Source organism: Pseudomonas sp. NCCP-436 (assembly GCF_019656335.1).
In the GTDB taxonomy this organism is placed as follows: domain Bacteria; phylum Pseudomonadota; class Gammaproteobacteria; order Pseudomonadales; family Pseudomonadaceae; genus Aquipseudomonas.
Genome location: NZ_BPLZ01000003.1, coordinates 233,946 through 246,667 on the forward strand (window position 1 = coordinate 233,946; position 12,722 = coordinate 246,667).

The 12,722-nt window shown below is 62.4% G+C and carries 10 protein-coding genes; 4 read left to right on the top strand and 6 right to left on the bottom strand.

Annotation, left to right across the window (positions count from 1 at the left end):
• Positions 1 to 20 precede the first annotated feature (20 nt).
• The 6 genes from NCCP436_RS05185 to mreB all read right to left on the bottom strand — a co-directional run bounded on the left by NCCP436_RS05185 (position 21) and on the right by mreB (position 8,631).
• Positions 21 to 3,836, bottom strand: a complete 3,816-nt coding sequence (locus NCCP436_RS05185) for a YhdP family protein (protein WP_220802731.1) — start codon at positions 3,834 to 3,836, stop codon at positions 21 to 23.
• Positions 3,837 to 3,853: 17 nt separating this feature from the next.
• A complete protein-coding gene (rng, locus tag NCCP436_RS05190) occupies positions 3,854 to 5,311 on the bottom strand; it encodes a ribonuclease G (RefSeq protein WP_220802732.1) in 1,458 nt (485 codons plus the stop codon).
• A gap of 42 nt (positions 5,312 to 5,353) precedes the next feature.
• Positions 5,354 to 5,956, bottom strand: coding sequence for a nucleoside triphosphate pyrophosphatase (locus NCCP436_RS05195; protein ID WP_220802733.1), 603 nt, complete (start codon positions 5,954 to 5,956; stop codon positions 5,354 to 5,356).
• Between the two features lie 51 nt (positions 5,957 to 6,007).
• Complete coding sequence (gene mreD, locus NCCP436_RS05200; protein ID WP_220802734.1) at positions 6,008 to 6,496, bottom strand: rod shape-determining protein MreD; 489 nt, start codon at positions 6,494 to 6,496, stop codon at positions 6,008 to 6,010.
• Positions 6,486 to 7,442, bottom strand: a complete 957-nt coding sequence (mreC, locus tag NCCP436_RS05205; protein ID WP_259651449.1) for a rod shape-determining protein MreC — start codon at positions 7,440 to 7,442, stop codon at positions 6,486 to 6,488. Before mreC ends, mreD begins: the two co-directional genes overlap by 11 nt.
• A gap of 151 nt (positions 7,443 to 7,593) precedes the next feature.
• Entirely contained in the window at positions 7,594 to 8,631 is a 1,038-nt protein-coding gene (gene mreB, locus NCCP436_RS05210; protein ID WP_220802735.1) for a rod shape-determining protein MreB, read from the bottom strand.
• Between the two features lie 353 nt (positions 8,632 to 8,984).
• Here mreB and gatC point away from each other — a divergent pair, with 353 nt between their 5' ends.
• The 4 genes from gatC to NCCP436_RS05230 are packed head-to-tail and all read left to right on the top strand — an operon-like array spanning position 8,985 to position 12,680.
• Complete coding sequence (gene gatC / locus NCCP436_RS05215; RefSeq protein ID WP_220802736.1) at positions 8,985 to 9,272, top strand: Asp-tRNA(Asn)/Glu-tRNA(Gln) amidotransferase subunit GatC; 288 nt, start codon at positions 8,985 to 8,987, stop codon at positions 9,270 to 9,272.
• 16 nt (positions 9,273 to 9,288) lie between these two features.
• Positions 9,289 to 10,740: an Asp-tRNA(Asn)/Glu-tRNA(Gln) amidotransferase subunit GatA gene (gene gatA / locus NCCP436_RS05220; RefSeq protein WP_220802737.1), complete on the top strand. Its 1,452-nt coding sequence runs from the start codon at positions 9,289 to 9,291 to the stop codon at positions 10,738 to 10,740.
• Between the two features lie 11 nt (positions 10,741 to 10,751).
• Positions 10,752 to 12,197 carry an Asp-tRNA(Asn)/Glu-tRNA(Gln) amidotransferase subunit GatB gene (gene gatB, locus NCCP436_RS05225; RefSeq protein WP_220802738.1) on the top strand — a complete coding sequence of 482 codons (1,446 nt, stop codon included), beginning with the start codon at positions 10,752 to 10,754 and terminating at the stop codon, positions 12,195 to 12,197.
• 60 nt (positions 12,198 to 12,257) lie between these two features.
• On the top strand, positions 12,258 to 12,680 hold the full coding sequence (locus tag NCCP436_RS05230) for a septal ring lytic transglycosylase RlpA family protein (protein ID WP_220802739.1): 423 nt from the start codon (positions 12,258 to 12,260) through the stop codon (positions 12,678 to 12,680).
• The last annotated feature ends 42 nt before the right edge of the window (positions 12,681 to 12,722 follow it).

The following is a 12,722-nucleotide window of genomic DNA, read 5'->3' on the forward strand; positions in this document are numbered from 1 at the left end:
CGGTACCTCCAGCCAGGAATTCATCGCGGCTTCTCGAACGGCTTGTCGAAACTGATCTGCGGATCCTGCATTGGCCCCTTGACCAGGTACTGTACGCTGGCAAAGCGCGCCACCTTGTCACCGAGCAGCTTGTCGGCGATGAATAGCGCGCCACCAATGGCCGGCGCACCGACAATCAGTGCAGCCAGTGGCAGGTTATTGGTCACCGGCAAAGTGACCAGCAGCTTGGCGTCGACCCACTCGCTGACCATGTCCAGCGAGCCGTTAAGCTCAAGATTGCTAGACGGCCCGGTCATGGTGAGCGGTTCCCGGGTTACGAGCAAGCCGTCGACAGCCTGCAGGCGCCCCTTTACCCGGTCGTAACTCAGCCCCTTACCCAATAGATCCGAAAAATCCAAGCGCAGCCGCCGGCCGATAGAGTGGAAGTTGAGCAAGCCAAATACCCTTAACGCCTGGGCCGAACCCTGCACCTCAACGAACTGGCCATTGCGCAGTGAAGGCTCCAGAGTGCCGCTAAAGCGCTTGAGTGAGAACCAGGCCGGAGAGCCAGACCAGCTTCCGTCGGCATCCAGGCGAAAACGCTCACTGGTCACGCTGGGTGCGTAGCCCCAGGCCTGGAGTACCTGGCCCAGGTCAGTGCCCTGCAGACGTCCTTTGTACCAACTGCGAGTGCTCCCGGGCTCGCCCGTCCAGCCGGCGCTGCCGCCAATCCTCAACCCCTGCAGTTGCAGATCCAGCTCTTCGAACCTGACCCCCTGTGGCTGCGGACGTACCTTCAGAGCCCAAGCTCCCAAGCGCTGCTCGCCGCGCTCGACGCTGGCGATACGAACATCCAGAGCCGGCAGTTGCCGAGGATCGAAGTCAGCCAGCGGATCCGGCGCATCAGGCTGATTCTCGACCTGTGGCTCCGGGGCCGGCATACGCAGGTGCTGAAGCTCGAGGCGGATTGGCACACCCTCGGCATCAGCCAGCACCGCCTGTCCGGCCAGCGGATGGCTATCAACCTGCAGTTTCCAGGTAGCATCCTCTCGACTCAGTTCAACACTGAGGTCGTCAATCTGCTGGCCCAGGCCGCGGAAACGCCCGATTCTCAGTTGGGCGCTACGCAGCAGGCGCTGGTTGCCGACATCCAGCGCGACCTTGTAGCGTTCGCCAAGCTGGCGCCAGGCATCCAGATCCAGCTCATCCAGCCAGCCGCGCAGGCGCAGTCCAGGCACTGGCGGCAGTCCGGCGGAGGCCCCACCGAGTACCAGTTCACCACGCCCCTGACTCAACGCATCCGGCGGGGCTGCCAGATTCAGCTGGGCCAGCTGGCCGTAACTTGCCCAATAACGGCGCTCGCTGCCGGCCAAGGTCATGCGCCAGTCTGCATAGCGCTCTTCAGCGGCCCGCTTGCCGAAAGGCGCCGGCAGGTCGATGGCGACCCCGGTCAGGTTCGAATCTACCCGCAGTTGGCTGTCATTGCCATCGAGGATCAACCGCAGTCGGTAGGGCAGCAAGCCCTTGATCGGCAGCGCCTGGGTAACGCCCAGCCACTGGCTCAGGGTGTCGACCTGCACCTGGCCACGCAAATCGAACGTGGAGGAGGGACTCCCCTTCGCCCCACTGGCGCTGATCAGCCCACGAAGAGGCCGTCCGAACACCTGCGCGCTGACTTGCGGTGCGCTCAGCCCGGCAGCGCTGTCGTAGCGAAACGCGCCGCTGATCTGCTGCAGCTGCAATTTCGGGCTGGGCAGGTCAAGGCTGGCCTGCTCGGTGACAAAATCCACGACCACGCCCGGCGTACCGCCACTGTGCAGAGGAATATCCAGCTGCAATCGACCGGCCAGTTCACCTTCGCCCTGCCAGCCGGCGAACAGCTCAGCCGTACCCAGTGGTGCTTCCTGCAGCAGCCTCAGCGCATCCGGCAGACTACTGTGCACGTCGCCAACAAGGTTCAAGCGTGGCGGTCGGCCATTGTGCAGCGGGATGTCTGCCATCACATCGCTTACCTGGCTGTCGAGCAGCCGACCGTGCTTCAGCCTGACGCGTACGGCATCGTCCTCGATCAGTACATCGGCACTGCCCTCGCGCAGCGACGGCCAGCCCGGCTGGAAGGCCAGCTCGGCATCTCGCACGCGAAAAAACAGACTCAGGCTACGCGCCTGCGCAATCGCCTCCTTGTTCAGCGATCCCTGATACTGGAAATAGCCCTGCTCCACATGTCCGCCTCGGATAGCCTCCAGCAGCCAGTCGCTAAGCGCCGGGTTCATGCCCGAAGAGCGGGTTGGCAGATACTTGCCGGTATGACTGGCATCGCCATCGCGCAGGCCGACGCGCAGATCCATGTAGTCCTCGGCTGCCGGATCGCGGCGCAGGCGAATCAGCATGTCCCCTGCAATCTGCCCTTCGTCACCATCCAGGCGCATGTACGGACTGAACAGGGCCAGCCCCTCCTCGTCCCAGCGCCAACCGAGCCTGGCCCGTGCATGGTGATAGCGCCAGGGTGCCGGAAATAACTGGTCGAGGTGCAGGGCGAAGTCCTCGCTGTCAAGACGCAGCTCACCCTCGAACAAATTGCCGACCACGCTGCCACTGACATTCTCCGCTGCCGGGGCGCCGTGATAGGCCTGAAAGCCTACGCCGGCCAGGTTGGCAGCAAATGCCAGTTGTTCAGCGCCTTGACTATGTGGATAGTAGTCCAGCAGCAGATTGCTCATCATGCCCTGAGGCGCCAGTGCTGCAAGCACCTCACGAGCACCGCCCGGCAATGGTGCCAGTGCCTGTACCAGAGGAGCCCAGGCTCCCAGGTCGACACGGTCGGCCGACAGCGCCCAGTGCTCCCCGGCCTGCCCGACCGCAGTTTGCACCAGACCAATGTGCAGTTCGCCAATACGCCTGTCGTCATGACTCAACGCCAGTGAATCGACCTGAGCCTGCAAGCCGGAAGAACCGTTCTGGAAGTGGGCAGTAAAAGCCAGGTCGCGAATGCTGGCCGGGGCCTGCCCGGACAGTCCCAGCACCAGCTCGCTGCCGTGCAGACGCAACGCGCCCTTGCGCAGCGAAAGACCAACGCCCTCTAGCCACAATTCGCCGCCAGCCTGCAGGCGCTCGGTCTGCCAGTCGCCAGTCAACCCGGCAGGCAGCCATGCCGCCCAGTCGCTTTGAGGCAAACTCAGATATAGCTGGGCCTTGGTCTCACGCCAGTGCTGCGGCTGCATTCGGGTCTGCAGACTGAGCGACACTGGCTGGCCATCGGGCAACAACAGGCGGCCATCCAGACGCTGCCGGCCGACGCCATAATCCAGACTCAAATTGACATAACTGAACAGCAGCGGCTCCTGCCCATGGGGCTGCAGCACAACCTGGCTGTCCAGCAGACTGATCTTCCGCACAGCAGTGGCCTGCTCCAGCAGCCGGGCCACATCCGGACTTCCACCTGAGCGCTGCGGCACACCCTGCAATTGCCAGCGACCATCCTCGTCCTGCTGCAGACCGAGCAGTAAACCGTTGAACTGCAGATGGGCAATGATCGGCTGGCGCTGCAGCAGGCTGCCGAGCATGTCCGGCTTCAACTGTACGCGCTGCAGACTCAGCCCGTCCTCCGCGCTGCCGATCACCACATCGTGAGCCTCCAGCAGGGGAGCGAACCCCTGCCAGCGCCCCTCCAGCCGGCCAATGCGCACCGGCAAGCCCAGCTCGTCGCTGGCACGCCGCTCCAGCTCCAGGCGATATTCGGCCACCAGCGGCACCAACTCGCGCCCCAGACTGACGTAGAGTGCCGCCAGCACCAGCAGCGCGGCGCAAAGTCCCAGGCCTGCACGCAACAGGACCAGAAGCAGGCGGCCGGCTTGCACCTCAGCCAATCCTGAGCTCAGAGCAGCACCACATCGTATTGCTCCTGGGAATACATGGTTTCCACCTGGAACTTGATGGTACGCCCGATGAAAGCCTCAAGATCGGCGACGTTACCCGACTCCTCATCGAGCAGACGATCGACCACCTTCTGATTGGCCAGCACGCGGTAGCTTTCGGCCTGGTAGGCCCGCGCCTCACGCAGGATCTCGCGGAAAATCTCATAGCAGATGGTTTCCGCCGTCTTCAGCCTGCCACGCCCCTGACACGCACTGCACGGCTCGCAGAGAATCTGCTCGAGACTCTCACGGGTACGCTTGCGGGTCATCTGCACCAGGCCAAGCTCGGTAATGCCTATGATGTTGGTCTTGGCATGGTCACGCTCCAGCTGCTTCTCCAGGGTGCGCAACACCTGGCGCTGGTGCTCCTCGTCCTCCATGTCGATGAAGTCGATGATGATGATTCCGCCCAGGTTGCGCAGACGCAGCTGGCGGGCAATGGCGGTAGCCGCCTCAAGGTTGGTCTTGAAGATGGTTTCCTCGAGCGTGCGGTGACCGACGAAGGCACCGGTGTTTACGTCGATGGTAGTCATCGCCTCGGCCTGATCGACTATCAGGTAGCCACCGGACTTCAGCGGCACCTTGCGTTCCAGCGCCCGCTGGATTTCGTCCTCGACGCCGTACAGATCGAAGATCGGCCGCTCACCCGGATAGTGCTCCAGGCGATCGGCAATTTCCGGCATCAACTCGGCGACAAACTGGGTGATCTTCTGAAAGGTCTCCCGCGAGTCCACACGAATCTTCTCGGTGCGCAAACTGACCAGGTCGCGCAGGGTACGCAAAGCCAGCGACAGATCCTCGTAGATCACTGTCGGCGCCTTTGCATTCTGGATCTGCGCGGCAATCTGATCCCAGAGCCGGCGCAAGTAACGGATGTCGATGAGAATTTCATCGGCTCCGGCGCCTTCGGCAGCGGTACGCAGGATAAAGCCACCTGCCTCCTCAATCCCTTCGGCGGCGACGCAATCGGCCACCACCTGCTTTAGACGCTCGCGCTCGCTCTCATCCTCAATTTTCAGGGATATACCAACATGACTGGTGCGCGGCATATACACCAGGTAGCGCGAGGGGATCGACAGCTGAGTGGTAAGACGCGCACCTTTGCTGCCGATGGGATCCTTGGTCACCTGCACGACCAGGCTCTGTCCCTCGTGCACCAAGGCGCTGATCGGCTCCACTGCCGCCCCTTCGCGAGTGGAAATTTCCGAGGCATGGATGAAGGCCGCACGCTCCAGACCGATGTCGACGAACGCCGCCTGCATCCCTGGCAATACCCGTACCACCTTGCCTTTGTATATGTTGCCGACAATGCCGCGCTTTTGCGTGCGCTCGACATGCACTTCCTGCAGCACGCCGTTCTCCACCACCGCCACACGCGACTCCATCGGCGTGATATTGATCAGAATCTCTTCACTCATGTATCCGTCCTGATGGATTGGCCGCCCGCCCCGAGCCATGGCCTAGATTGACTCCCCGCAGCCCGGCTGCCAGCAGGCGATGCCGAACTCGCGCAACAACTGGGCGGTTTCACACAAAGGCAGACCGACCACTGCCGAATAGCTGCCCTCGATGCGACTGACGAACACCGCCGCCAGTCCCTGAATGCCATATCCCCCGGCCTTGTCGCGGGGCTCCCCGCTAGCCCAGTAGGCGGCAATCTCCTCTTCGCTCAGCGGGCGGAATGTGACCTCGCTGCAGACCAGCCGGGCAGCCTCGCCATGACGGGAGGCCAGCGCAACGGCCGTCATCACCTGATGGGTGCGACCGGCAAGACACCTCAAGGTACTGCGAAAGTCGTCGAAGTCCTGCGGCTTACCAAGAATTCGTCCGTCCAGCACCACCGCCGTATCGGCACCCAGCACCACCGCGTCCGACTGATCGGCCAGGGTTTCCAGAGCGCTGCGCGCTTTCTCCCGCGCCAGACGCACTACGTAGTCGGCAGCCGGTTCGTCCGGCAAGGGACTTTCATCGATGGAAGCACCCCGAACCACGCAGGGTACGGCAATCTGGGCCAGCAGCTCACGGCGACGGGGCGAAGCTGAGGCCAAAAAAAGCATGGCCAAGAGTACTCTCCCTATCGGAGGGGCTTAGCAGGTGCAAAGCACCAGCCAGACCTAGTTGACGTTGAGACGACGGTGCACGCCGCGCAGGAAGCCGCACAGCCAGGGCCACAGCAACGCACTGACCACGGCCGGCAGGATGAACGCCAGAGTCGGCGGGCGACTGCCAGTCAGAGCATTGAGCCACAGCTGCACCAACTGAGCCAACCCCAGCACCACCATCAGCACCATGCTCTGCTGCCACAGCGGGAACATGCGCAGGCGCTGATGCAGGCTCAACACCAGAAAAGCCACCAGGGTCAAGATCAAAGCATGCTGTCCGAGCAGCGTGCCGAACAGTACATCCTGAGCCAGCCCAAGCACCCAGGCCGTAGTCATGCCAACCCGATGTGGCAGTTCCAGCAGCCAGTAGGTCAAAATCAGCGCCACCCACAGCGGGCGGCCGATTTGCATGAACTCAGGCAGCGGCGAAACGCTGAGCAGCAGGCCAAGTACCAGGCTCAACCAGATCACCCAGCCATTGCGGGTTCCGCTAGCGCTCATCAGTCCCCTCCCCAGCGGCCGGCGTTAGGTTTTCGGCGGCAGCCGATGGTGTCGCCTGCTGGCTGGCCTGACGATCCGCGGCCTCCTGCGCTTCAGCCGAGTCGTTGGCGCGCTGTTCGGGAGTACGCCGATCCGAAAACACCAGCAGCAGATAGCGACTGCGATTGAGTGCAGCAGTGGGAACCGCCCGGACAATGGCGAAAGGCTGGCCGGAATCGTGAATCACCTCACTGACCGTAGCTACCGGATAGCCAGCCGGGAAACGCTGTCCCAGACCAGAACTGACCAGCAGGTCGCCCTCCTTAATGTCGGCCGTATCGGCCACATAGCGCAGTTCAAGGCGCTCAGGATTGCCGGTGCCGACAGCGATAGTACGCAGACCGTTGCGATTGACCTGCACCGGAATGCTGTGAGTGGTATCGGTCAGCAACAGCACCCGCGAGGTATAGGGCATGGTTTCTACCACCTGCCCCATCAGACCACGGGCATCAAGCACCGGCTGGCCAACGAATACGCCGTCGCGCTCGCCCTTGTCGATCAGAATGCGATGGGTATAGGGATTGGGATCGACGCCGATCAACTCGCTGACCAGTACCTCCTCGTCAACCAGCGCGGCCGAATTGAGCAATTCGCGCAAGCGCACGTTCTGTTCGGTCAGTGCCGCCAGTTTCTGCAAGCGACGCTGCAGCAACAGGGCTTCGGCCTTGAGCTTCTCATTCTCGGCCATCAGCTCGCTGCGCGTGGAAATCTGCTGGGTCGCCCCTTCCCACAAACGCACGGGCAGATCGGCCAGCCAATAGAACGGTGTCAGCACCAGGCCCATCTGGCTGCGTACCGGCTTGAGCCCTTCAAAACGCGCGTCCACGACCATCAGCACGGCCGAAAGCACGGCCAGCACCAGCAGGCGGATGCCCAGCGAGGGTCCTTTGGCGAAGAGCGGTTTAATGGCCGGCTCCTTGTACGCTACATGGGAGGAAAGCGCGCGATGTCATGCAAGAAAGCAAATGGCTCGGCAGTTGGTGGGGCGAGTTTACTGCAACGCGCGAAGATGCGCGTGCCGCCCGAAGGCGGCACGCGACAGGACACGGCGGGATGACCTACTCAGTGGAGAGCAGATCCATCGCATGGCGATCCATCATTTCCAGAGCCTTGCCGCCACCCCGGGCAACACAGGTCAGCGGGTCCTCGGCAACGATTACCGGCAGGCCGGTTTCCTGAGCCAGAAGCTTGTCCAGATCGCGCAGCAGCGCGCCACCGCCAGTCAACACCAGGCCACGCTCGGCGATATCCGAGGCCAGCTCGGGCGGCGATTGCTCCAGGGCACTCTTGACCGCCTGGACGATTGTCGCCAGGGATTCCTGCAATGCTTCGAGCACTTCGTTGGAATTCAGGGTGAAGCTGCGTGGCACACCCTCGGCCAGGTTGCGACCGCGTACATCCACTTCACGGATTTCGCCGCCCGGATAGGCAGTACCGATTTCCTGCTTGATGCGCTCGGCGGTGCCCTCACCAATCAGCGAGCCGTAGTTGCGGCGCACGTAAGTGATGATGGCTTCGTCGAAGCGGTCGCCACCGACGCGTACAGACTCGGCATACACCACGCCGTTCAGGGAAATCAGGGCAATTTCGGTGGTGCCGCCGCCGATATCGACGACCATCGAGCCTCGTGCCTCTTCGACCGGCAGGCCGGCACCAATGGCAGCGGCCATAGGTTCCTCGATCAGGAACACCTCGCGGGCACCAGCGCCCAGAGCCGATTCACGAATGGCGCGACGCTCAACCTGGGTCGACTTGCATGGCACACAGATCAGCACACGCGGGCTGGGCTGCAGGAAACTGTTTTCGTGAACCTTGTTGATGAAGTACTGCAGCATCTTCTCGCAGACGCTGAAGTCGGCAATCACGCCATCCTTCATCGGCCGGATAGCGGAAATATTGCCGGGAGTACGGCCGAGCATGCGTTTGGCTTCGGTGCCGACAGCAACGACGCTCTTCTGGTTGCCGTGGGTGCGGATGGCCACTACCGACGGCTCATTCAGGACGATACTGCGATCGCGCACATAGATAAGAGTATTGGCAGTGCCCAGATCGATCGACAAATCGCTGGAGAACATGCCGCGCAGTTTCTTGAACATTCGGAGGGACCCTAGGCAACGCGTGGGTTTAGGCCAGGCGCGGAAAAGAACGCGCAGGAAAAAGTGCGGCAAACTCTAACAACGGCAGGGATTTTGAGCAAGGCGGCAATATGGTAGATTGCCTGTCTTTACGGGCCTTGCAGGCGCACTTCGCGGCCTTTGACTGCGAGCTTGCGGCAATCGTTCCCCGCCCCGCCAGCAGCCACTGGCGGCCGCTGAGGCCGACCGAATCGGGCGCGGCATGCCGGGGAAACGCACCTATTTCAAGCCGCTCGTCACCCAACTGCGCCTGAGCCGGCGCACTGGCAACGACCGGCCAGCTCCACCTTCCACTCTTATATTGGAGATCCCCGATGGCGCTTGAACGCTCCGAGGTGGAAAAAATCGCCCATCTGGCCCGCCTGGGTCTGAACGAAGGCGACATTCCGCAGACTACCGACACACTGAACAACATCCTCGGCCTGATCGACCAGATGCAGGCCGTCGACACCCAAGGCATCGAGCCGCTGGCCCACCCGCTGGAGGCCACCCAGCGCCTGCGCGCCGACGTGGTTAGCGAAAGCAACCAGCGCGACGCCTTCCAGGCCATCGCGCCGGCCGTGGAAGGCGGCCTGTACCTCGTGCCGAAAGTCATCGAATAAAAGGAAAAGGGTTCCCATGCACCAACTGACCCTCGCAGAGATTGCCAAAGGCCTTGAAGCCAAGCAGTTCTCCGCCGAAGAGCTGACCCGCAGCCTGCTGGAACGCATCCATCAGCTCGATCCGCAGCTCAACAGTTTCATCACTGTCACCGAAGAGCTGGCAATCGCACAAGCCAAGGCAGCCGATGCCCGCCGCGCCGCTGGCGAAAACGGCGCCCTGCTCGGCGCCCCCATCGGCCACAAGGATCTGTTCTGCACCAAGGGCGTTCTGACCTCCTGTGCTTCGAAGATCCTCACCGGTTTCAATGCGCCCTACGACGCCACCGTGGTGGAAAGACTGGCTGCGGCCGGTACTGTCACGCTCGGCAAGCTGAACATGGACGAATTCGCCATGGGCTCGGCCAACGAATCCAGCCACTATGGCCCGGTCAAGAACCCCTGGGATACCAGCCGCGTTCCCGGCGGTTCCTCCGGCGGTTCGGCAGCTGCCGTGGCCGCCCGCCTGCTGCCGGCAGCCACCGGTACCGACACTGGCGGCTCGATCCGCCAACCGGCAGCGCTGACCAACCTCACCGGGATCAAGCCGACCTACGGTCGAGTCTCCCGCTGGGGCATGATCGCCTACGCCTCCAGTCTTGATCAGGGCGGCCCGCTGGCCCGCGACGCCTTCGACTGCGCCCTGCTGCTCAGCGCCATGGCAGGATTCGATGCCAAGGATTCCACCAGCGTGGATCAGCCGGTCGATGATTACCTCGCCGCCCTCAATCAGCCGCTGACCGGCCTGCGCATCGGCCTGCCGAAAGAATACTTCGGCACCGGCCTGGACGCCCGTATTGGCGAGAAGGTAATAGCCGTGGTCGAAGAGCTGAAAAAACTCGGCGCCACGATCAAGGACATCTCGCTGCCGAACATGCAGCACGCGATTCCCGCCTACTACGTGATCGCCCCGGCCGAAGCCAGCTCCAACCTGTCGCGTTTCGACGGCGTGCGCTTCGGCTACCGCTGCGAGAATCCGCAAAACCTTGAAGATCTGTACAAGCGCAGCCGTGGCGAAGGCTTCGGCGCCGAGGTCAAGCGCCGCATCATGGTCGGCACCTATGCCCTGTCGGCCGGTTACTACGACGCCTACTACATCAAGGCCCAGCAGATCCGCCGACTGATCAAGAACGACTTCGTCAAAGCCTTCGAGGAAGTCGATGTGATTCTCGGCCCGACCACGCCAAACCTGGCCTGGAAGCTGGGCGAGAAGAACGCCGACCCGGTTTCCGCCTATCTGGAAGACATCTACACCATTACCGCCAACCTCGCCGGTATCCCCGGCCTGTCAATGCCGGCCGGCTTTGTCGATGGTCTGCCGGTGGGCGTGCAGCTGCTCGGCAACTACTTCCAGGAAGGTCGTCTGCTCAACGTCGCGCACCAGTATCAGCAGATCAGCGACTGGCACAAACAAGCACCGAGCGGATTCTGAGGAACCACAGCATGCAATGGGAAACCGTCATCGGGCTCGAGATTCACGCTCAGCTCAGCACTCAATCGAAGATCTTCTCCGGCAGCGCCACCACCTTTGGCGCCGAGCCCAACACCCAGGCCAGCCTGATCGACCTTGGCATGCCCGGCACCCTGCCGGTGCTCAATGCCGAAGCCGTGCGCATGGCCTGCCAGTTTGGCCTGGCGATCAACGCCGAGATCGCCGAGCGTAACGTCTTCGCGCGCAAGAACTACTTCTACCCGGATCTACCCAAGGGCTACCAGACCAGCCAGATGGATCACCCTATTGTCGGCAAGGGCTATCTGGACATCACCCTGGAAGACGGCAGCACCAAGCGTATCGGCATCACCCGTGCGCATTTGGAAGAGGATGCCGGCAAGAGCCTGCACGAAGACTTCCAGGGCATGAGCGGCATCGATCTCAACCGCGCGGGTACGCCGCTGCTGGAAATTGTCTCCGAGCCGGATATCCGCAGTGCCAAGGAAGCGGTGGCTTATGTGAAAGCCATCCACGCGCTGGTGCGTTACCTCGGTATCTGCGACGGCAACATGGCCGAAGGTTCGCTGCGCTGCGACTGCAACGTTTCTGTACGCCCAAAGGGCCAGACCGAGTTCGGCACCCGCGCCGAGATCAAGAACGTCAACTCCTTCCGCTTCATCGAGAAGGCCATCAACTACGAAATCCAGCGTCAGATCGACCTGATCGAGGACGGCGGCAAGGTTATTCAGGAAACCCGCCTGTACGACCCGAACAAGGACGAAACCCGCTCCATGCGCGGCAAGGAGGAAGCCAACGACTACCGTTACTTCCCCTGCCCGGATCTGCTGCCGGTGGTCATCGAGCGCAGCTTCCTGGAAGAACTGCGTGCCAGCCTGCCGGAGCTGCCCCCACAGAAGCGCGAGCGTTTCCAGAGCCAGTACGGCCTGTCAAGCTATGATGCCAGCGTTTTGAGCGCCAGCCGCGAGATGGCCGAATACTTCGAGGAAGTGGCCAAGGTCTGCGGCGACGCCAAGCTGGCAGCCAACTGGGTGATGGGCGAGCTGTCCAGCCTGCTCAACAAGGAAGGCCTGGAGATCGATCAGTCGCCGGTTTCCGCCGAGCACCTGGGCGGCATGATCCTGCGCATCAAGGACAACACCATCAGCGGCAAGATCGCCAAGATGGTGTTCGAGGCCATGGCCGCCGGTGAAGGCAGCGCCGACGCGATCATCGAGAGCAAGGGCCTCAAGCAGGTCACCGACAGCGGCGCCATCGAGGCCATGCTGGACGAGGTGCTGGCTGCCAACGCCGCCCAGGTCGATCAGTACCGCGCCAGCGACGAGGCCAAGCGTGCGAAGATGTTCGGCTTCTTCGTCGGTCAGGCGATGAAGGCCTCCAAGGGCAAGGCCAACCCTGGCCAGGTGAACGAACTGCTGAAGAAAAAACTCGAAGGCTGATTCGTCACCACGCGAAAGACGCCGGGCTTGCCCGGCGTCTTTTTATCTGGAGAAAACACGATGATGATCCGTAGCCCGGATGCAATCCGGGAATCGACAACACCCCGGACTGCATCCGGGCTACCGGCGTTTGCTCTGTTAGGCGCGCTCGCCCTGCTTGGCGGCTGCTCCACCTTCGGCGGCGGCTCGGGCAGCAGCGAAACCGGCAAGGCCTCCTACTACGGTGATCGTCACCACGGCCAGCGCACCGCCAGCGGCGAGCGTTTCGATCAGCACGCGCTGACCGCCGCGCATCGCAGCCTGCCCTTCGGCACGCGGGTACGGGTGACCAACCTGAACAACGAGCGCAGCGTGGTGCTGCGCATCAACGACCGTGGCCCCTTCGTGCGCGGGCGCATCATCGACGTTTCCCGTGCTGCAGCGGTACGCCTGGACATGCTACGCGCCGGCGTGGTGCCGGTACGGGTCGAAAGACTGGACTGACCAACAATTGGCAACAAAATCTTTCTGCAGCCTCTAGCGGCC